The organism is Brevibacillus choshinensis (genome assembly GCF_001420695.1).
In the GTDB taxonomy this organism is placed as follows: domain Bacteria; phylum Bacillota; class Bacilli; order Brevibacillales; family Brevibacillaceae; genus Brevibacillus; species Brevibacillus choshinensis.
In genome coordinates, this window is sequence record NZ_LJJB01000010.1 from 897683 (window position 1) to 917974 (window position 20292).

General features: G+C 49.9%; 16 protein-coding genes. 6 read left to right on the plus strand and 10 right to left on the minus strand.

Annotation, left to right across the window (positions count from 1 at the left end; translation table 11 throughout):
* The first annotated feature begins 59 nt into the window (after positions 1-59).
* The 4 genes from AN963_RS14555 to AN963_RS14570 are packed head-to-tail and all read left to right on the plus strand — an operon-like array spanning position 60 to position 3132.
* Positions 60-1274 (plus strand): 2,3-diketo-5-methylthiopentyl-1-phosphate enolase, encoded by a 1215-nt coding sequence (locus tag AN963_RS14555; protein ID WP_055745276.1) that lies wholly within the window; start codon positions 60-62, stop codon positions 1272-1274.
* The gene (locus tag AN963_RS14560; protein ID WP_055745277.1) at positions 1271-1945 is read left to right on the plus strand and encodes a 2-hydroxy-3-keto-5-methylthiopentenyl-1-phosphate phosphatase; all 675 of its coding nucleotides are present in this window, start codon (positions 1271-1273) and stop codon (positions 1943-1945) included. Before AN963_RS14555 ends, AN963_RS14560 begins: the two co-directional genes overlap by 4 nt.
* A 3-nt stretch (positions 1946-1948) precedes the next feature.
* Positions 1949-2605, plus strand: a complete 657-nt coding sequence (locus tag AN963_RS14565) for a methylthioribulose 1-phosphate dehydratase (protein WP_055745278.1) — start codon at positions 1949-1951, stop codon at positions 2603-2605.
* 14 nt (positions 2606-2619) lie between these two features.
* Complete coding sequence (locus AN963_RS14570; protein ID WP_055745279.1) at positions 2620-3132, plus strand: 1,2-dihydroxy-3-keto-5-methylthiopentene dioxygenase; 513 nt, start codon at positions 2620-2622, stop codon at positions 3130-3132.
* A gap of 74 nt (positions 3133-3206) precedes the next feature.
* Here AN963_RS14570 and AN963_RS14575 read toward each other — a convergent pair whose 3' ends face one another.
* The 10 genes from AN963_RS14575 to AN963_RS14620 all read right to left on the minus strand — a co-directional run bounded on the left by AN963_RS14575 (position 3207) and on the right by AN963_RS14620 (position 17874).
* Entirely contained in the window at positions 3207-4322 is a 1116-nt protein-coding gene (locus AN963_RS14575) for a Ger(x)C family spore germination protein (RefSeq protein ID WP_055745280.1), read from the minus strand.
* Entirely contained in the window at positions 4319-5422 is a 1104-nt protein-coding gene (locus AN963_RS14580; RefSeq protein WP_055745281.1) for a GerAB/ArcD/ProY family transporter, read from the minus strand. The genes AN963_RS14575 and AN963_RS14580 overlap by 4 nt, the downstream gene beginning before the upstream one ends.
* On the minus strand, positions 5419-6966 hold the full coding sequence (locus AN963_RS14585) for a spore germination protein (RefSeq protein WP_055745282.1): 1548 nt from the start codon (positions 6964-6966) through the stop codon (positions 5419-5421). Before AN963_RS14585 ends, AN963_RS14580 begins: the two co-directional genes overlap by 4 nt.
* A 160-nt stretch (positions 6967-7126) precedes the next feature.
* Entirely contained in the window at positions 7127-8905 is a 1779-nt protein-coding gene (locus tag AN963_RS14590; RefSeq protein WP_055745283.1) for an acyl-CoA dehydrogenase family protein, read from the minus strand.
* Positions 8906-8951: 46 nt separating this feature from the next.
* Complete coding sequence (locus AN963_RS14595; RefSeq protein ID WP_055745284.1) at positions 8952-10130, minus strand: acetyl-CoA C-acetyltransferase; 1179 nt, start codon at positions 10128-10130, stop codon at positions 8952-8954.
* Positions 10131-10180: 50 nt separating this feature from the next.
* On the minus strand, positions 10181-12589 hold the full coding sequence (locus tag AN963_RS14600) for a 3-hydroxyacyl-CoA dehydrogenase/enoyl-CoA hydratase family protein (RefSeq protein WP_055745285.1): 2409 nt from the start codon (positions 12587-12589) through the stop codon (positions 10181-10183).
* 353 nt (positions 12590-12942) lie between these two features.
* Positions 12943-14055 carry an S-layer homology domain-containing protein gene (locus tag AN963_RS14605; RefSeq protein WP_055745286.1) on the minus strand — a complete coding sequence of 371 codons (1113 nt, stop codon included), beginning with the start codon at positions 14053-14055 and terminating at the stop codon, positions 12943-12945.
* Between the two features lie 273 nt (positions 14056-14328).
* Positions 14329-15996, minus strand: a complete 1668-nt coding sequence (locus AN963_RS14610; RefSeq protein ID WP_055745287.1) for a putative ABC transporter permease subunit — start codon at positions 15994-15996, stop codon at positions 14329-14331.
* Positions 15989-16714: an ABC transporter ATP-binding protein gene (locus tag AN963_RS14615; RefSeq protein WP_055745288.1), complete on the minus strand. Its 726-nt coding sequence runs from the start codon at positions 16712-16714 to the stop codon at positions 15989-15991. The genes AN963_RS14610 and AN963_RS14615 overlap by 8 nt, the downstream gene beginning before the upstream one ends.
* Before the next feature lie 743 nt (positions 16715-17457).
* Positions 17458-17874, minus strand: a complete 417-nt coding sequence (locus AN963_RS14620) for a hypothetical protein (protein ID WP_055745289.1) — start codon at positions 17872-17874, stop codon at positions 17458-17460.
* A 222-nt stretch (positions 17875-18096) separates the two neighbouring features.
* On the opposite strand from AN963_RS14620, the gene AN963_RS14625 reads away from it, so the two are divergent.
* On the plus strand, positions 18097-18699 hold the full coding sequence (locus AN963_RS14625; protein WP_055745290.1) for a hypothetical protein: 603 nt from the start codon (positions 18097-18099) through the stop codon (positions 18697-18699).
* Positions 18700-19121: 422 nt separating this feature from the next.
* Positions 19122-20222 (plus strand): glutamate 5-kinase, encoded by a 1101-nt coding sequence (gene proB / locus AN963_RS14635; RefSeq protein ID WP_055745292.1) that lies wholly within the window; start codon positions 19122-19124, stop codon positions 20220-20222.
* The last annotated feature ends 70 nt before the right edge of the window (positions 20223-20292 follow it).

The window sequence follows — 20292 nt, forward strand, 5'->3', positions numbered from 1 at the left end:
AGGCTTGGCGCAGCCAAGTTTTCTAATTCTGACACACCAAAGGAGGATGAGTCCTAGCAATGAGTGAGCACCGTATCCTCGTCACCTATTTGACACAAGCCAAAGACTTAAACAAAAAAGCGGAATCTATCGCTGTTGGTATGACTGTCGGTTCCTGGACGGAATTGCCGGCTGCCAAACAAGCGGAATTGAAACCGTATTTGGGCGAAGCCGTCAGTGCTACTCCGCTCGAAACGTTGGAAAACGGGGAAACACGTGGTCTGATCACCGTCAGCTATCCGACCCGCAACTTCACCAACGATATTCCATCACTCTTGACTGGTATTTTTGGCAAGCTCTCCATGGATGGAAAAATCAAGCTGATCGACATCGACTTTCCGGATTCGTTCCTCGGAACGTTCCCTGGACCGAAATATGGCATTGAAGGACTGCGCGGACGCCTCGATGCGCAGAATCGCCCGCTCTTGATGAGTATTTTCAAATCTTGCCTCGGCCTGCCGTTTGATGATTTGAAAACACAATTTCGCGCTCAGGCATTAGGTGGCGTTGACCTGGTCAAAGATGACGAAATTTTCTTTGCGGATGAACGCGCTCCCTTCCTGGAACGAATCAAGGCGTTCAAACAGATCGCAATTGAGACCGAAGAAGAGATCGGCAAGCCTGTCCTCTATGCGGCCAACTTGACTGGTCCTGTGAACGAATTAAACGAAAAAGCTAAACGCGCTGTTGAAGCTGGTGCCGATTGCCTTTTGTTCAATGTACTGGCGTTTGGCTTTGATGCCCTGCACCGTCTGGCTGCTGATCCAGATGTACACGTTCCGATTATGGCTCACCCAGCTCTGGCTGGTGCCTACTATCCTTCGCCTGATTACGGAATTGCCACTCCGCTGTTGCTCGGTAAATTGATGCGGATCGCAGGTGCAGACCTCGTCTTGTTCCCATCTCCGTACGGAAACGTAGCGTTGGACAAAAACGAAGCGCTTCAACTGGCTAAAAACCTGACAGCACCTCTGGATGGTGTTCGTCGCTCCTTCCCGGTCCCTTCCGCAGGTATTCATCCAGGTCTCGTGCCACAGCTGTTTGCTGACTTTGGACTGGATCAAATCGTCAATGCAGGAGGCGGCATCCACGGTCATCCGGGAGGTGCTACTGCAGGTGCTCAGGCTTTTGTCGCCGCGATTCAAGCGATGACAGCAGGCAAAACCTTGCAAGAGGCTGCTACTGAATCACCTGAGCTCGCGATCGCGCTCGAGAAGTGGGGTGGCGGACGATGAGCAAGAAGCTCGTGCTATTCTGCGATTTTGACGGAACCATTACGGAGAAAGACAATATCGTGGCGATTGTCCGCAAGTTCGCCCCACCTGAGTGGGAAGCGTTGACCGAACAGATCCTTTCGCAAAAAATGAGCGTGCAGGAAGGGGTAGGCAAGTTGTTCCAGCTCCTCCCCTCCTCCTTGCGCGATGAGATCGTCCACTACATTGTGAATGAAGCGACGATTCGCCCGGGCTTTGCCGATTTCGTCCGCTTTTGCCGAGAGGAAGGCGTTGAATGGCTGGTCACGAGCGGAGGCATCGACTTTTTCGTGGAACCGATCCTCTCTCCATTCGATCTGAAGGACGTCCCTATCTATTGCAACGGCAGTGATTTTTCAAGCGAAAAGATCATGATCACCTGGCCTCACTCCTGCGACGATCACTGCACCAATGGATGTGGAATGTGCAAAACGACCATCATTCGTCGTTACGATTCGGCTGAGTACTTCCGCGTCGTCATCGGCGATTCGATTACCGATCTGGCAGGGGCAAAAATCGCTGACTACGTCATTGCCCGTTCGTTTCTCGCGCAAAAGGCAGAGGAGCTGCAGTTGCCGCACCGAACCTTTGCTACATTCCATGATGTGATCGCCATTTTACAAGATTTAAAACAACAACAGGAGGTCGGCTGACCCATGAGTGCCACATTTGAACAACGTCTGGACGCGTTTCGCCGTCTGGATGATGCCAAACTGACTTTTGCCCGACGGGACTGGTTCCCCGGCACCAGCGGCAACCTTTCGATTAAAATAGAAAGTGAACCGTTGCAATTTGCGGTGACCGCTAGCGGCAAGGACAAAACCAAGCTTTCCCCGGAAGATTATCTGGTAGTGGACAGAAACTCCCGCCCGGTGGATTCGACTTCACTCAAACCTTCCGCCGAAACACTGATCCACGCCGTGGTATATAAAAAATTTCCACAGGCTGGTGCTTGCTTCCACGTCCATACGGTGTGGAACAATCTCATCTCGGAGCTGTACTTTGGCCAGCGCGCCTTCTCTATCCAGGGACAGGAGCTGATCAAAGGTCTCGGCATCTGGGAAGAAAACGCGCGGATCACGGTTCCGATTGTTGAGAACTTTGCCGATATTCCGACCTTGGCTGCTGCCATCGAGAAAGTGCTCACTCCGGAAGTTCCCGGCGTGCTGATCCGCAACCACGGCATTTACGCGTGGGGTGGAAACGACTTCGAGGCAAAGCGTCACCTCGAAGCATTTGAATTCCTGTTTGAGTACCACGCCCGCTTGCTGCAGCTGCGTCAAGCAGTCGTGTCCACTACAACCACAAATTAAGGAGGATTTGAACGATGGCACAAATTCGTTTTCACGACAACAATGAGCGCATCAGTTCTGCAGAGGAAGTCATTTCTTTCTTGGATACGCAAGAGATCATTTATGAAAAATGGGGAGTAGATCGTCTCGATCCAAAGCACCGCGACAACTACAGCCCTACTGACGAAGAGAAGCAAGAAATTCTGGATACGTTCAAGCCCCAAATCGATGCGATCAGTGAACGTCGTGGCTATTTGACTGCTGACATCATCGTCCTGTCCGACAAAACACCAAATCTGGATGAGCTCCTCGTCAAATTTAAAGGCGAGCATCATCACACCGATGACGAGTGCCGCTTCTGCGTAGACGGCCACGGCATCTTCGCGATCAAAGGCAACGACGGCCGCTACTTTGACGTCGAGCTGGAGCCAGGCGACCTGATCTCCGTACCGCCGAACTTCCGCCATTACTTCACGCTGATGGATGATCGCAAAATCAAGGCAATCCGCCTGTTCGTTACTCCTGCAGGCTGGGAAGCGATCTACTAATACCGACATTCCTTCATGCAAATGACGTCACCCCGAGCCGCGTTGCCCTGGGGTGACTTTTTTTCGTTTCGTCTTTACTTAACGATCCCGTTACCTTTAATGATTGTTTCCACTGACACCTTGATGTCAGCCTGCGAGAATGCCTTCGTCCAATCGTTCTCCACCTGTTTGTATGCCTCGTACTGATACGCCCGGGCGTATATGCCAAAGCCGACTGGATCCACCTTATGCTTTTGGCATTTTTTCAACAGGCTTTCGATCTCCTTTTTCATCTCGTCGCTGATGATCTTCTCCAGTCGTTTGTGCTCATTTTTTACATCAAACGAAAATAGCCGTTCCGATATAGCGACATTTATTTTCATCTTGACGTCGAAATGAAATCGATTCCCGTCATATGTCGGCTTTATTTTGGTTGACGCCTTTTTCACAAAAAAGCTAAGTCTCGGTTTCACAAGTCCCTGCTTCTTTTCTTTCTCACGTATGGGTATGGTTAGTGACATCTCTCCCTTCACTCCACGCTGCACCAATTCCAGAAGCACATTTTCCTTAAGACGAACCATAGTAGCGTACGTCCCTTTTTCAGTAAGCAGCGCCGTCCCTTTAATCTCCATCTGCTTCTCTTTTTTCATCAGGGTAAGGGAAGGCGTCATCCCCTTTTCATACATTTGCCGATGCAGCTCTTGCACGGACGTTTTTACCGTAATGTTTCTCTCGTGTGCCGTATCAATCAGCTTCGTCAAATGAAGGGAAAGCCGGGGCTTATCCTTGGGATGGAAGGTAAAGACCTCTGAGAGTTTACCGTCAATGGCCACTACACTCGCGTTCACTGTAAATTTGGCATCGCGAAACATCACGTCGAGAAGGGAAAACCAGTCCGGGTGCTGCAGCAGCCGTTTACCGAGGAGAATGACCTGAACCTTCCCGGCAACGGTTAAAGCCGTCACCATCGAATCGAAGCGGCTTCTCGATTGACGTAAGGTTTTCGTCTTCACTGCGAATTCCTCTGATTTTTCTTTCGCCTCCTTGCTAAACACAGGACTTGACATATATACGATCAAATTGTCTTTGTCATCCACATCCAAGCCTATCATCAACGTCAGGGTGGCATCCTCCAAATCCATGCGATCATAACACCCAGACAAGAACACGATGAGAATCGTTAAAAGCATGATGATCAGCCGCCGTCTCATCCGGTTTGCCTCCTCCTGTGAAAAAGATCGTGCATCCATGCGTACATCCATAAGCAAAGAGGGAATGCATAGGCGAAAATCAAACCATATTTGCTCCACATTTTCGTCATGGCCTCAAGCTGGATAAAGGAAGGATCAAAGAAGAATGAGAGTACGATGGTGAGGCACGCAAACACCTTCAATGGCCCGCTATGATCTTGCTTTCCCAGCAGCTGGCTTGTACTGAACAGGGCAAAGAACATGTAGGGAATCCATGTGGTGGAAAGCATAAACATATATACAGAGAGAAATACGATATCAACCCGTTCCAAAAACCGGATTTCGATCACTTTCAATAAGCTGAGTGTAGGCCACGTATACAGGGTAATTTCATCCGGGCTAAAATAAGCGAAAGCGACAAGGGTTACAAACAGAAAAACCAGCATTGATAATGTATTGGCAATGACTATGCCGATGGAAGCCGCTTGTTTCTTTTGCAGAAACGGGTACAAAAAAAACGCCGTTTCAAACCCAAAAAAAGAAAGCACCGTCGATTTGGCCGTAAGCAGCACTTTCATCCACCCATCTTTCAAGACAGGCAGCAGATGGATCAAGTGGCTTTCCCGTAATGTCATCGCCAGCAAGAACGGCATCCAGAGAGAGAGGTAAAATACCAATTCGTTGTATCTGCCGAGGACTCGCAGGTTGCTGTGCAAGATGAGATACGTTGGAATCATAAGCAGGATGACGATGACATAGGTGGGTGTATGTGTCAACACCCACACTTTGAGGAGGGAAATTGCGGAAAAGAGTACGATTATCGCAGCCACAATAAAGTAAAGGGCGATGAGAACGGTTATCCCCCCTCCGATCCATCTGCCGAAGTAGAATGTCACAATCTCAATGATCGTTGCCTCTGGGTGCCTTTTCATCACTTGAATGATGATCAAGCTGGCCGCGTTGGCTATCGCCCAGCCGATCAGGATGGAAATCCACCCGTCCGTCCCCGCCGACTCCGCCAATTCACGAGGCATGGTCAATACTCCCAAGCCAACTTGCAGCACGTGAATGAAAAAAATGTACTGCAAGAGGGTGATCTCATTGAATGCATACTTTCTCAATTGCCATCACCCTTTGGACGGTTTGACCCCATTTTTTTTGCTTGGACAGCTCGCGTACTCACCGGCCGCTTTTTCATTACCCACAGCGGCAAACGGACGAACATGTCTTTCCAATCGGAAAATCTGATCGGCGCCAATGGGCTGCCGTACGGCGTTCCCAGCGATTCCAGCGCGATCAGATGCCCAATCAATGTCATCATCCCGATCGTAATCCCTACGATCCCAAACATGGCGGCGATGATCATCATCATAAAACGAATCAGCCTGATCGCAGAAGCCATATCGTAACTCGGAATAATGAAGGACGAAATTGCGGTGAAGGCGACCACAATCACCATGATATTGCTCACGATGCCCGCCTGTACGGCCGCTTGACCAATCACAATGCCCCCGACGATCCCGACCGTTTGCCCGATCGGAGCGGGAAGCCTGACCCCTGCTTCCCTGAGCATTTCCAACGTAATCTCCATTAGCAAGGCTTCTAAAAGCGGCGGAAAAGGAACGCGTTCTCTCGATTCGCCGATAGACAGCATCATTTCTAAGGGAATCACCTCATAGTTAAAGGAAATCAGCGAGATATAGAGCGCAGGCAAAAATGTCGCGACAAAAAAGCCCAACAAACGGAGCAACCGCAGAAATGTGGCAATTGGCCAGCGCGTGCTGTAATCATCTACACTTTGGAAAAAAGAGGTAAATGTCACCGGCCCGATCAATACACTGGGTGAACGGTCCACCACCACGGTTATCCTTCCCTGCAAAATGTGGGAAGCAGCGGAATCCGGCCGCTCGGTTAAGATAAATTGCGGAAACGGAGAGAAGGGATTGTCCTCGATCAACTCCTCCAATTCCCCTGTGTTGAGAATCGAGTCGACCTTAACCTGTAGAAGCCGGTCCTCCAACTCTTTCAATACTTCGGGATGCACGACATCGGCCAAATACATGATGGAGATCTTGCACGTGCCCCTTTCACCGATCATATGCTCCTTTATTTTCAGTTCACGGTTGGGGATATAGCGGCGTATTAGGGCAATGTTTTGTACGCCTGTTTCGACAAAGCCTTGATGCGCACCCTTCAAAGAGGCTTCGATCTGCGGATCTTCTATCGCCCGTTGCGGCCATCCGTGTGTTTCGATGACCCACACTTCTTTTTTCCCGTCCACAAATAAAAGACTGCTTCCCTGCAGAACGGCACTCTCGACAGCGTTCCAGTCGCTGATGCTCGATATATTGCCCACGGATAAGAGGTCAAAGATACTGTTGCTCCCTTGATTTTCAGTGGACAAAAGCGGCCGGAGCACATTGTTATTGAGAGAATTCTTGTCCACCAGTCCTTCGAGAAAGACCAGAGCGATTGTGCCTTCCGAGAACCTGCTCTCAAATTTACGAATGATCAAGTCTGGTGTCAGAGTAAACAACCGCTGCAATTCCTCGATGTTTTCCGCTATATGTTCGCTGATGAGTCGGGAAGAACCAGCAGTCAGAGGTACATCTCCTCGGTGAAATGCTTTTTTCCCTCTCAGCCACCCTCTCAAATTATTATTCATATGGGCACGTTCCTTGCTGCTGTTGTATGGTTCTATTAGCGTTCGTGACCAGTTCCCAAATTATGCATGCGTTTTTGCCAAAACTGTCCATGCAGGGAGAGGGGAGAAAAAAGGAGCCGGGGGCGGCCCCCAGCTCCTTTCTATCATCGTCGAGTATATGTTACACTGTGTATCCTCCCGCGGCTATTACGCGATCCGCAATGGTGCGTTTCAGATGCACCGTATTGACAGGCGTACGGCGCGTCAGTTTTTTCAAGATGGACAGTCGCAGACGCAGGTCGTCTCCTTCTTCCATCGAAGCTAGTGCTTCTTTGGCCCATCCTTCTACGCGGTCAAATGCATCCTGCACGTAAACGGTAGTCAAATCCAGCTTTTGCTGTTCGTTTTCCAGACCGTTCGCAGCGACGGCTTTTTCTGTACGCTTCACAATGCTGTCCATCGCATACAGCTCAATCAGCATGTCTGCCGCGAATGCCAGCAGCTCCTGCTCTTTGGAGATAGCTTGCTGGTACTTCATCAGCGCCGAGCCTGCGACCATCAGAATGATTTTGCGCGTCATGTCGATCAGGTGCTTTTCCGTAGCCAGCGGCGCATCTTCAATCTCCTGCGGATAGTAGCTCATCAGCTCTTGCTGCAGGTTCGCAGCTGCTTGCAGCAATGGCAGTTCTCCCTTCATCGCTTTTTTCACCAACGTGTCTGGAATCAGCAAGCGGTTGATCTCGTTGGTTCCTTCGAAAATGCGGTTGATCCGGGAGTCGCGGTACATGTTTTCGATCTCGTATTCGGACATGAAGCCGTATCCACCGTGGATTTGTACGCCTTCATCCACACAGTAATCCAGTACCTCGGTAGCAAATACTTTGTTGATGGAGCACTCGATGGCGTAGTCAGCGATAGCCTTCGCTACTTCCGGTCCTTCGTCCGCTTTTTCACCCAAACGAGTCAAGGCCGTATCAAACAATCCAACGGTGCGATAAACCGAGCTTTCTGCCGCGTATGTTTTCAAAGCCATGTTGGCCAGCTTGTTCTTGATCAGCGTGAAGTTCGCGATTGGTGTCTTGAACTGCTTGCGCTCCTTGGCGTAGTTCGTCGCAATCTCCAATGCACGTTTCGCGGAACCCACTGCTCCTACCGCCAGCTTGTAACGACCCACATTCAAGATGTTAAACGCAATGACGTGACCTCTGCCCGGCTCTCCCAGCAGGTTTTCTATTGGTACGGGAACATCCTGCAAAATCACGGTGCGAGTCGAGGAGCTCTTGATCCCCATCTTTTTCTCTTCCGGACCGAATGATACGCCTGGGAAGGTACGCTCCACAATAAAGGCCGTAAATTTATCCCCATCGATTTTCGCATAGACCACGAATACATCCGCAAAACCTGCGTTCGTAATCCACTGTTTCTCCCCGTTCAGGATGTAATGCGTACCGTCAGTAGACAGCGTAGCAGTCGTTTTGGCACCGAGTGCATCTGAACCGGAGCCTGGCTCTGTCAGGCAATAAGCAGCGATCCGCGCACCAGAGGCGAGGTCTGGCAGATAGCGGCGCTTTTGATCGTCGTTTCCGAAATACACGATTGGCAGCGAGCCAATCCCTACGTGTGCCCCATAGCTGAGGGCAAAACCGCGTGCTAGCGAGAACTTCTCTGTCACCAGTGCGGTACTGACCTTATCCAGCCCCAACCCATCGTATTTCTCTGGCACATCTCCAGCGAGGAGTCCGAGCTCACCTGCTTCTTTCAGCAAACGCACGGAGATCTCAAAGTTGTGGTTCTCGATTTCTTCCAGATGCGGGCGCACTTCTTTGTTGATAAAGTCCTCGGTCGTCTTGGCGATCATCTTTTGCTCTTCGGTATACTCTTCCGGCACGAACACATCGTCTGCCGAACCTGCATCAATCAGAAAGCTCCCACCACGGATCAATTCTTTGGTATCTGCCATTGCAATCCCGCTCCTTTATAGAATATAGATGGTTGGTTTTTATGGTTTACAACATTTCGAAAACGCCAGCCGCTCCCATACCGCCACCGACACACATAGTGACGACACCGTACTTTCCACCTCGACGCTTCAATTCATTCATGATGGAGATCGTCAGCTTGGCTCCCGTGCACCCCATCGGATGGCCCAAAGCGATCGCTCCGCCGTTTACGTTCACTTTTTCCGGATCCAGTCCCAGTTCACGAATCACCGCAACGGCTTGGGAAGCAAAGGCTTCATTCAGCTCGAACAAATCGATATCCTCGATGCTTAGCCCCACTTGCTTCAATGCTTTGGGGATTGCCACGATCGGACCAATTCCCATCACATCCGGGTCTACCCCGCCCACCGTAAAGGAGAGGAACTTAGCGATCGGTTCTACACCCAGCTCAGCTGCCTTCTCTGCGGACATGACTAGCACAGCGGCTGCACCATCACTCGTTTGCGAAGAATTTCCTGCCGTGACGGAGCCTTGTACGTGGAATACGGGCTTTAACTTCGCCAATGCTTCCAGCGTTGTATCCGGACGTGGTCCCTCATCGATTTGAAAGACCTTTTCATTTATTTGCAGCTTTCCTTTTTCGTCAAAGGAGTGTTGCTTCACTGTGATCGGCACGATCTCATCCTGGAATTTGCCCGATGCGATAGCAGCCGTTGCTCGTTGATGGCTCTGCAGGGAGAAAGCATCCTGATCTTCCCGGGATACGTTGTAGCGCTTTGCTACTTCCTCCGCCGTATGTCCCATTCCCATGTAGGCCTCAGGCTTTGTCTCAACCAATGTCGGGTTGAGTGCTACTTTATGGCCGGTCATCGGCAACAGACTCATACTCTCCACGCCCCCCGCCACAATGACATCGGCGCTACCCGTGATGATCTGTTGCGCGGCATACGCGATGCTTTGTAGACCGGACGAGCAAAAGCGGTTGATGGTGACGCCCGCTACACTGGTCGGCAGACCGGCGCGGAGACCGACCAGTCGTGCCATATTCATACCTTGCTCTGCTTCTGGTGTGGCTGTTCCCATGATTACATCTTCTATGTCTGCCGGATTCAATTGCGGGACGCGGCGCAGCAATTCGCTGACGACCGCTCCCCCCATATCAACCGGATGTACGTCCTTCAGGCTGCCTCGCTTTGCTCTACCGACTGCGGTGCGGGCACCTGCAACGATAACTGCTTCTCTCATCGTTTTTTTGCCTCCTTCTCACTTGTGAACTACATGTCCTGCCTGACGGATTAGTTGCGCAAAGGCTTGTTTTTGGTCAGCATGTGCTGCATCCGTTGCTGGGATTTGTGGGTCTTGATCAGCTCCAGGAACGCTTGCTTTTCCAGCTCCAAAATGTACTCCTCTGTCACTTCCGTACCCGCAGGAACATTGCCGCCCGACATGACATAGGCGATTTTGCTCACAATGAGCTCATCGTGATCGGTGATATAGCCGCTCTTTTTCATCGCGTACACATTCTGGCGCAGGTTGGCGTAGCCAGTCTCCCCAATGACGCGGATCTTGCGAGGTGCCGGTGGCGTATAGCCTTCTTTATCCATCGCAAGCACCAGCTGCTTGGCATCATAGAGCAGGTGGTCCGGATTGACGCTCACTCGATCGGTCGGTCGCAGGTAGCCCAGATTGATCGCATCCTGGCCGCTAGTCGATACTTTTGCCATGGAGATCGTCTCAAATGCCTTCGCAACGAACGCAAACGAATCGACGGGAACACTGCCACCCTCCGGCACATTTTCCATGGCACGGAACAGCATTTCCTTGGTACCGCCGCCACCTGGCAAGAGACCTACCCCTACCTCTACCAGACCGAGATACGTCTCAGCCGACGCCTGTACTCTGTCTGCCAAGTAAACCACTTCCACACCGCCACCCAGCGTCATCGCAAAAGGTGCGGCCACCACTGGACGATGCATGTAGCGCAGCGCCCGTGCTGCCTTGTGGAAATTGGTCACGAGCATGTCGAGCTCGAGCCAGTTTTCATCCTGTGCTTCCATCAATGCCATCGCGAGGTTCATCCCGACGCAAAAGTTTTTGCCCTGATTGCCGATGACGAGGCCGAGGAAGTTTTTCTGTACTTCTTCTGCGGCGATATTCGCCATCTGCAAAACATCCAGACCCAGTGCATTGTTCGGAGAAGTAAACTCCAGGCAGGCTACCCCGTCTCCCAAATCGATCAGAGCTGCGCCCGCATTTTTACGGATGAGCTTACCTTGCTCCTTCAATGCTACCAAATTGATTTTTTCCTTTTTCTCTTCGACGTCTTTGTAAACGCCGCCGATGGAAAACGCTGCTACTCCACCTTCCTTCTTTTGATAGAAAGAGGTTTTGCCACTCGCGAGCAGTTCTTCTACCAGTGCCGGGATCGTCTCCCCTTCTTCACGCATGCGAGCGACTGACTTCTCTACCCCAATCGCATCCCACGTCTCGAATGGACCCAGCTCCCAGCCAAAGCCCCATTTCATCGCTTGGTCGACTGCTACGATATCATCCGTGATTTCGTGCGTCTTTTCAGCGGAATACAGCAGGACCTTTTTGAAAACATTCCAGACGAATTCACTGCCTTTGTCCTTGCCGTATGCCAATGTCTTCAGCTTCTCTGGCAACGATTTGGCTGTCTTGGCAGCATCGAGGGACGGGAAATTCGCTTTGACACTCGGACGATACTCCAACGTATTGATGTCAAGCGCCTGGATTTCCTTGCCTTGCGCCGATTTTACTTGTTTGAAAAAGCCTTGACCCGCCTTTTGGCCAATCCAACGTTTCTCGACCATTTGCAAAACGAACGGCGGCACTTCAAATACCGCTTTTTCCTGCTCGTCTTGGCTCTTGTTTTTCACGTTGTTGGCTACGTGTACGTACGTATCGAGCCCGACCACATCAAGTGTGCGGAACGTGGCGCTCTTTGGACGTCCGATCACAGGACCGGTGAGGGCGTCTACCTCATCGACCCCCAAGCCGAGACGCACGAGCTCGTGAATGGAAACTTGGAGCCCATATGTACCGATGCGGTTTGCGATGAAGTTGGGTGTATCTTTGCAGAGCACGGTCCCTTTTCCGAGTACATACTCACCAAAATTCATCATGAAGTCTACTACTGCAGGATCCGTGTCATCACCCGGAATAATCTCCAGCAGCTTTAAGTAACGAGGTGGGTTGAAAAAGTGAGTGCCGAGGAAATGCCTTCGGAAGTCATCCGATCTGCCCTCTGCCATTTCATTGATGGATACGCCTGATGTGTTGGAAGAGATGATCGTGCCTGGCTTGCGGTGAGCTTCCACCGATGCAAACACGCTTTTCTTTACCTCCAGATTTTCTACTACCACTTCGATGATCCAGTCGACCCCTGATAGCGCAGACATATGGTCGTCAAAGTTGCCTACTGTAATCAGATCCAGGTTCTTTTTATCGTAGAGCGGAGCTGGCTTATCCTTTAACAGCCGATCCTTACCCGCTTGTGCCATGCGGTTTTTCACAGCTGTGTCTGCGAGTGTCAGTCCTTTTTTGCTCTCTTCAGCGGTCAGTTCACGCGGCACAATGTCCAATAAATAAGTGGGGATTCCTACGTTGGCCAGGTGTGCTGCAATTCCTGCCCCCATCACGCCAGAACCCAGTACGGCCGCCTTGCGAATTTTGCGTTCCATCTACATATCCTCCTCGATACAAAAATGACGCTACAGCAAATGCCTAATTTTCAGACAAGCAGAGTATTCCTATAACTTCTCCTTTTCCATAGATATTCCTGTCAGCAGCAGCTCATGTATTTAATTGAATGAATGCTCATTCAGTTTGTGGGTGTAAAAAAGGACATCCCTTTTCGGCCCTTACTTTTCGCCACGAGATGCTTCGTATCCACCAACTGAATCACCGTTCATTTTCATTGTAATCGAAAATTCTGTCAGTTGCAATCGTGTTAGGGCGGAAAAAGGAGAAAAATGCTTTGTTGTGTTTCTTAAAAAGAAAACGGACATCCGTCTACCCGGATGCCCTGCTCTCGTTATTTTTGCATGACTACAGCGGCTATTTTGCGCCCATAGGTGCTCGTCGGGTCTGGATCCAGTCGATACTCGATCTGATCGGTTCCATTTAAACCGACCTTGTATTGCGCAATCAGCCACAATTTTTTCCCGTCCGTCTCATCTACCTTTACCGTCAGTCCGGTAAGATCGGTGTGCAGCGGAACCAGGCCCAGTTTGCCCATGCTGGTCAGGGCTGCTGGCGTGTAGTATTTGAGCAGCTTTGCCTGATTTTTCGTTTCAAAGGCGAGATTGGCTGCCCGCAAGAAAGCGGTAGAAATTTTTTGTTGTGGAACTCCCTTTGCTTGGAATTGAAGCACGGCCTGGTTTTTGTAATAGTCGAGAAGACGCTTCAGTACGACTGCATATTCCGCTCGTGTCATCTTCTTGTCTGGATTGAAAGTTGTCGGCGATGTAAACAGGTTGAACTCCCGAATCGCTGTCGCATAAGGAGAGTATGTATCCCGATAATAGCTTTCCTTCTTCCACTCGTAATAGCTCGTGAAGTAAGAGGCTGCGTCCTGTGGCTTGATATTGGCGGTCCGGAAGATTTGCGGAGTGAGCATATGGAAGAAGATCACACTCGCTTCTTCCCTCGACAGCGGCCGTTGCAATGCAGAAGAAGACAACCACCACTCCGGATTTTGCTTCTCGGGCTTTTTGATCAGCTTTCCACTATCAGACAGAAACAGATAGTAGAGCATCCTGTCTCCTGGATCGTACTCTCCGATGACTCCTGTTTCAATCTGAAGCATCGTGTTCATGTTGGTCAGTAGCTGTTCGATTTCCCAACGAGGCTGGTAACGATAGTCGATATTCTCTTTTCGTACCGGCTTGGCTACGGGTCCGTAGACATATTCGAACACCCGATTCAACATGGCGAGGGCCTCACCTCGTGAAATGGGGCTATCCGGATAGAACAATTTCTTTGTATTGCCTTTTACAATGCCGAGACTTGCTAGCTCATTAATAGACTTTTGTGCCCAGTGGCCACTGATGTCGTTAAAAGCATTGGCTGCATTCACACTGCCAGTAAACACGCTCTGTACCAGTAGCATTGCCATGAGAAAACCTGCAATGATCCGCTTTATCATGACGATTCTTTTCTCCTTTCTGTACGTACTTCTTTTTTCACCTTTTTAGTCTATTCACTTCATTCTGCCAAATATGAACTTCCATTTCCATCCTTTTTTTCAAACATTCACGTAAAACTTCTCCTTCTTTTTATCGGGAGGAACGTCCTCAGCATTTAGCCTTTTTGCATCAAAAAACCATACTGCACCATGGTTTTTACGGGTTTCTTCGTCTTCTCAACAACAAAAAAACCGCCCCATGTAAAAGGGCGGCTTTTCCTACTCGGTCATGGATTAACTATCCATTTTTTCCATCCAGATTGGTCCTTTTTTCAGTAAATACCGGTACAACACATAGTCCAGCAGGGCAAACAAAATAAAGAGACTGAGCCCCATACCGATCATCGAGCTGTCCAGTGAGAAAGCCGCGAGAATACAAATCCCTGCTGTCACGGCTCCGAAAAGCATCGAAAACAGTGGATTTAGGTTTTGCTTGACCGCTTCCTGCTCCGAGCTCCAGCTCAGCTTGGGCATCTGTAAATCAACCATGATTCCGAGCAAATTAATAAAGATGATACCCGGTATTCCTACCACAAGGGCGAGAATGACGAAGAGAGGGGAAAGCTTGATGAACCAGGCGGCCTCAACTACCAACAGGGCCATACTGAATACCGTGAGAATGGTCCCGGGGATGAGTTTGGCTACAATGAGCTGCCCATAAGGAATAGGCAAGCTCTTGTTCAGGAAAAATCCTTGACCTTCCCGACTGATCGCCGTGATCGACGTACTGTTTGTTCCCGCGAGAACCACAAATGCGGCAAACGCAAACGCCAGGCTGATGCCGCCTACTTGCTCGCCCTGTAGCCAATCGCTCAGTCCCGCCAACATTTCGGCACTATCACTGCGGCTAAGCAACGGAATCAAAGCAAATAGCGGAAAGAAGATGCTGGAAAGAGCGCAATTCATGAAAAAGGCAGGTGTTCGCCACAGGATTTTCCACTCTTTGACCGCATACGCCAACCAAACTGGACGAGCTTTTACACCCTTTTGGAACGCAGACTCTTCGACCCGTTTTCGTTTGGACTTGGATTCGCTGATCCCCATGACTCCAGCAAAGTACAATCGGTTTCCCACAAAAGTGAACAACCCGAAACCGACGACAGCTACTACATAAAATGCAACGAGATAACCGAGGCCACTCCAGGCGCTGCTTTCAAACATGGCCAGCGCTGCCAGATTACTTGCCGGAAAGAGCTGGGTCACGATGCCTAAAAGTCCCTGATCACCGGCCGCAATCATTTGCTGCACCTGTTCAAGATTATTCCCTGTACCACTCGTTTGTCGCTGAATGAACGCCTGAAATCCAACAGCCAACGCGATTGCGAGCAGACCTCCGATCAAGCGAAAGCGATCTTTGCTTTTGCCGAAGTTCGTATAGCGCATGAACAACATGACGATGATAGAGGACAACGTCAAGGGAATGACCGGCAATGCGATGAACACGAGCAAGGCATAGAGATAGTAGAGGACTCCTCCCCCACTTTTGACTCCGAATGTAATGAAAATAGGCACGATCATGATCAAAGAGGTCATGTATTCGTATAACAGAGCAACGAGAAATTTGGCACCGAGAATGTCCTTGGCTGAGAGCGGCATTGGCAAAAAGTGCTCAACGTCCTGCGAATAGTAAAAGACAGTCATTACGTACACAATGCCGAGAATGAAGATAGCCAAGGAAGTAACTGCTACCCCTAGCCCAAGTAGGGCACTCTCCTGTCCGACCTGTGCCAAACCGTCATATAGACCTGCTACAAAAACGACCAACGCCGCCATCATCGGCAGAATACCTACTGCAATGGCAAACAGAATCAGTGCGCTCTTCCAACCGCTCCCCTTTTTTGCTCCCCAAGCTGGCCCAGCATTTTTCAGCATAATTTTAGTCAACAGCCATATTTTATTCATGCTTGGTCAACTCCAGGAACAAGCTTTCCAAGGAATGATTAGACTGAAAATGCTGCTGCATTTCCGGGAAGGTACCGCAAAAGAGAATTTTTCCCTTGTTGATGATCGCGACCCGATCACACAGCTTCTCTGCGACCTCCAGTACGTGCGTGGAAAAAAATACGGTCCTGCCGCTGTCCGCATGCTCTCGCATCATTTCTTTTAACGTATAGGATGATTTAGGGTCCAGTCCCGTCAGTGGTTCATCCAGAATCCAGACCTCTGGATGATGAACGAGAACGCCCATGATCATGATTTTTTGTCGCATCCCGTGCGAGTAGCTTTGAATGGTATCGCCTAGTGCATCCGTCATATCAAACCGCTCGGCGAGTAGTTGGATCCGCTCTTTTCGCACCTGTTGTGGTACCTCGTAAATATCTGCCATAAAGCTGAGATACTCCAGTCCTTTCAGCCTCAGGAAAAGGTCGGGGCTGTCGGGAACATACCCAAACTGGCGCTTGGCTGCCAATGCATCCTTTTCGATATGCTTTCCATTGATCGTGATATCTCCCTGATCTGGCCGGATAATTCCCGTAATCATTTTAATGGTCGTTGTTTTTCCTGCACCATTTGGACCTAAAAACCCAAAAATTTCACCCTTGGGGACTGTCAAATCCAACTGGTCGACCGCTTTCGTGGTGCCGTTATAGCTCTTGGTCACGCCTTTCAGTTCAATCATTGTGTCCCTCCTGTTGTTTCTCAATTTCCTTATCCTCCCAACCCTCCACTTAACTATACGACCCAAAACGATGAAAGGTTGCGGGTTATTCGTGAATTAAGAAAACCTGCGCCCAAATTATTTAGTTTGGTAGTCAATCAAACTGTAGTGGAGGAGAGGAAAAAAGGAGAAAACGCTCCAGCTTCGTAGGAACTCCTACTGGAGGTCATCCCTGTCCAGCTCCAAGTAAAAAACGAAACCGCGTCCAAAGCAGCCGTCTCAGGGAGTTCCTCAGAGGTGGACGCTTAAGATCGTGTTTCGTTTTTTCCAATGCGCCTTGGTTGGTGTTCCTAAGATCTTCCGCTTATTTCTCCTTTTTCCTTGGCCAGCCTTGGCTCTTCTAAATTGGAATAAATAATCTTTTAATTCCTTGAATCTCCACGAAAACAGGTGGCTTGAAACCACAAAAGCTCGTGGGAGAAGAAGGTTTCCAGGCGGAGCGACTTCGGAACCTAGCTTAGCGGAGCAACGAATTCACGGGATCAAGAAACGGTACCTCTGTGTTCCCTGCGAAGCGGCTACTGCTTTAGCGCTTCCCCGTGAATCGTTGTGGAGCGGACAGTCAAATCTTCTTCGCAGGGTGTAGATCGGAGCGCAGATCGGAAACCTGCTTCTCCCCGCCTCCGCTATGTTTATATCCCTATCTTTGTATCAAATAAAAGAGCTGTAGGCGATCCTACAGCTCTTTTCGCAACCGTATAGACTTAGGTTTGTGGCACGAAGCTACCATCACGCAGCATGGTCAATTCGCCCATGATGAAGGCGAGGTCTTCTGATTCCCCGAGATCTCCATTCTCATCCAAGGCTTCCAGACGACGCAGTAGCATATTTGCAAAATCCTGAATTTCCACAGGGTGAGCTTCGATGTCAGCGTCATCGAGAACATCATAGCCGGTCAAAGCTTCCAGATGAGTCACGATGCGGAAACCACCAATTTCCCCGAGCACATTTTGCGTGTTCAACTTGGACTTTTCTAATTTTTGCAGCATCGACAAAATGTCATTTGCCACAAGGCTTGGAAAAGCTACTTGATAAATATTACGGTTTTTTGCTTCGTCTGCCTTGATGATCAAAATATCGATCCCATCCGGCTTCTTTGCCTTTTTTCCAAATCCAAACATTTATTTCCACCTCAATTATTTCGATCTGCACAACTCTCTCCATGATAGACATAATCGCAGAGAGAGACAACCCCCATCCTGTTTCCTTTTTGCTCTCCATGGAGGTGCAAAGTAGGGTAGCCTCTGCCCTAGGAAAATGTTTACATGGCTATCTGCCTCCCACCTCACACACGCTAACAGGAAAGCCCGTGCGCTTACGTTAAACCAAAAGGGGATGCACGTATGAACAACTGGAAAAACTGGATATTCCTACTTTCACTCCTCCTGCTTCTCTCCGGTTGCAATTCACCCTCCAAAGAGGAAAAGGCAAAAACGCAGAGTAAGCCTCCCAAACAATCCGCCATTCAGAAAATGGGCGACAACAAAATGGACGTTGTCCTCTATTTGAATCGTGCCGAACACTTGCTAGAAGAAGTGTATTATTCCGCAGCAGACAACGCGAAAGGCAAAAACGTTATCGAGGACGGCATCAACTATCGGGAGCTACCAAAGCGCTTTGACAGCAAGGACAAAATTGTGAGGTACTTTTCGCGTTTCTGGAGCAAGCCGCTCGCCGAAGCGATGTACGACAACATGTCCACCAAGCTCGTAAAGGAAAAGGTATACGTATCAATCCCGCGAACCGATTATCCCGTCCTGATTTCCGTGCGCAATACCAACGTCCAAAAAGCGAATGGCGAGCTCCGCGTTATGGTAGATGATGTGACCACTCCGGCCTTCTCCACAGACCGTACACTTCGTTACCAACTCATTCGCGATGCCAAGACGAAGCGATTTGAAATCAAATCCAGAGTGGGCGCATATGGCAGTGAGCAATTTCAATAAATCCCCTTGACATTTCTCTGGCAACAAGAGAATAATAGTTAATTAATAAGCACATAGTGATCGGCAATGACGGGGAACAGTAAAACCGCCCTTCAGGTCCAGAGAGCGAAATCCACCGGCTGAGAGGTTTCGCGCATGAATCGGTTTGAACCCACCCTAGAGCATCCAGGGATGACCTGGACAGGTTTCTTTCACCTGTTATCAAAGAAAGAGAGCCGGACGTCCCCTTGGCTGGAGTATGCTTCATGCCTGAGACGTCAAATAAGGTGGTACCGCGGAGGTCATATGCCCTTTCGTCCTTATCAAAGAGACGAAAGGGCTTTTTTTACTTTCCGGAAGTTTAACTTCACTGACGCGATAAAGGATGAAAGTATAAGTGCAGCCAAGTTTTCTAATATTGTCTGGAACCAGGAGGAACGAAGATGAAAAAGGGCAAAATGCGGTTGGTCGTAAAAGTAGGAAGCAGCTCACTGGCAGCAGCGAGTGGCGGTGTTGATCGAAACAAGATGACATTGCTCGTATCGGCTGTCAGTCAATTGCGAGAAGCGGGACATCAGGTGGTGCTAGTCTCCTCCGGGGCTGTCGCTAGCGGTTATCAAAGCCTCGGCTACCAGCAACGCCCGCGAACGCTGGCTGCCAAACAAGCCGCTGCTGCTATCGGGCAAAGTCTGCTGATGCAAACCTACACGCAAATGTTTGCCGCCCATCGCTTTAGCGTGGCGCAAATCCTCTTGACCCGGGGCGACTTTTCCCATCGCGAACGGTACCAGCACGCTTTTCAGACATTGTCGCTGCTGTTGGATAAAAACATTTTGCCGATTATCAACGAAAATGACACGGTTTCCGTGGCCGAGCTGACATTTGGTGACAACGATATGCTGGGTGCTTTGGTGGCTGGTTTGGTGCATGCTGATCTCTACATGATTCTTACGGACACCGACGGATTATACGACCAGGACCCACGCAACAACCCTGATGCCAAACGCATTTCCTCGTTGCAGGAAATTACCGAAGATGTAGAAGCACTCGCTGGTGGCGCCTCCCAACTAGGCACAGGAGGCATGCGCTCCAAGCTGATCGCCGCCAAGACGGCACAAGGTCTGGGCATTCCCAGCTTTATCGGAAAATTGAATCACCCGACAGATCTGCTCGATGTGCTAAATGGCTTTGGCAACGGAACCTATGTCAGCTACCATCCGGAAGCGCCTGCAACTGCTGGACTGCCTACACGAAAACAATGGATCGCCTTGCACTCCCCTATTCGTGGCTCCATCACCATCGACGGAGGTGCAGCAGAAGCCATCCTAAAAAAACGCAGCAGCTTGCTCTTGGCTGGTGTGAGAGATGTTGCTGGAAGCTTTGGCCCGAATGAAGTCATCGAAGTATATTGCGAAGGCACGTTGATCGGGCGCGGTGTTAGTCGATATGCCGCAGATGAATTGCAGGGCCTTTTATCCCCTGCAGGCCTGTCGCGACGCAGCGGTACTGTGATCCATCGCGATCAATGGACACAGAGCATTTGATTTTTAGCAGCTTGGCTTTTGCCAAGCTTGAGAAAACATACATGTCTTGTAGAGAGAAAAAAGGAGCTGG

Coding starts and splice junctions, on each gene's coding strand:
- AN963_RS14555 (WP_055745276.1), top strand. CDS start 60: ATGAGTGAGCACCGTATCCTCGTCACCTATTTGACACAAGCCAAAGAC.
- AN963_RS14560 (WP_055745277.1), top strand. CDS start 1,271: ATGAGCAAGAAGCTCGTGCTATTCTGCGATTTTGACGGAACCATTACG.
- AN963_RS14565 (WP_055745278.1), top strand. CDS start 1,949: ATGAGTGCCACATTTGAACAACGTCTGGACGCGTTTCGCCGTCTGGAT.
- AN963_RS14570 (WP_055745279.1), top strand. CDS start 2,620: ATGGCACAAATTCGTTTTCACGACAACAATGAGCGCATCAGTTCTGCA.
- AN963_RS14575 (WP_055745280.1), bottom strand. CDS start 4,322: ATGAGACGGCGGCTGATCATCATGCTTTTAACGATTCTCATCGTGTTC.
- AN963_RS14585 (WP_055745282.1), bottom strand. CDS start 6,966: ATGAATAATAATTTGAGAGGGTGGCTGAGAGGGAAAAAAGCATTTCAC.
- AN963_RS14590 (WP_055745283.1), bottom strand. CDS start 8,905: ATGGCAGATACCAAAGAATTGATCCGTGGTGGGAGCTTTCTGATTGAT.
- AN963_RS14595 (WP_055745284.1), bottom strand. CDS start 10,130: ATGAGAGAAGCAGTTATCGTTGCAGGTGCCCGCACCGCAGTCGGTAGA.
- AN963_RS14600 (WP_055745285.1), bottom strand. CDS start 12,589: ATGGAACGCAAAATTCGCAAGGCGGCCGTACTGGGTTCTGGCGTGATG.
- AN963_RS14605 (WP_055745286.1), bottom strand. CDS start 14,055: ATGATAAAGCGGATCATTGCAGGTTTTCTCATGGCAATGCTACTGGTA.
- AN963_RS14610 (WP_055745287.1), bottom strand. CDS start 15,996: ATGAATAAAATATGGCTGTTGACTAAAATTATGCTGAAAAATGCTGGG.
- AN963_RS14615 (WP_055745288.1), bottom strand. CDS start 16,714: ATGATTGAACTGAAAGGCGTGACCAAGAGCTATAACGGCACCACGAAA.
- AN963_RS14620 (WP_055745289.1), bottom strand. CDS start 17,874: ATGTTTGGATTTGGAAAAAAGGCAAAGAAGCCGGATGGGATCGATATT.
- AN963_RS14625 (WP_055745290.1), top strand. CDS start 18,097: ATGAACAACTGGAAAAACTGGATATTCCTACTTTCACTCCTCCTGCTT.
- proB (WP_055745292.1), top strand. CDS start 19,122: ATGAAAAAGGGCAAAATGCGGTTGGTCGTAAAAGTAGGAAGCAGCTCA.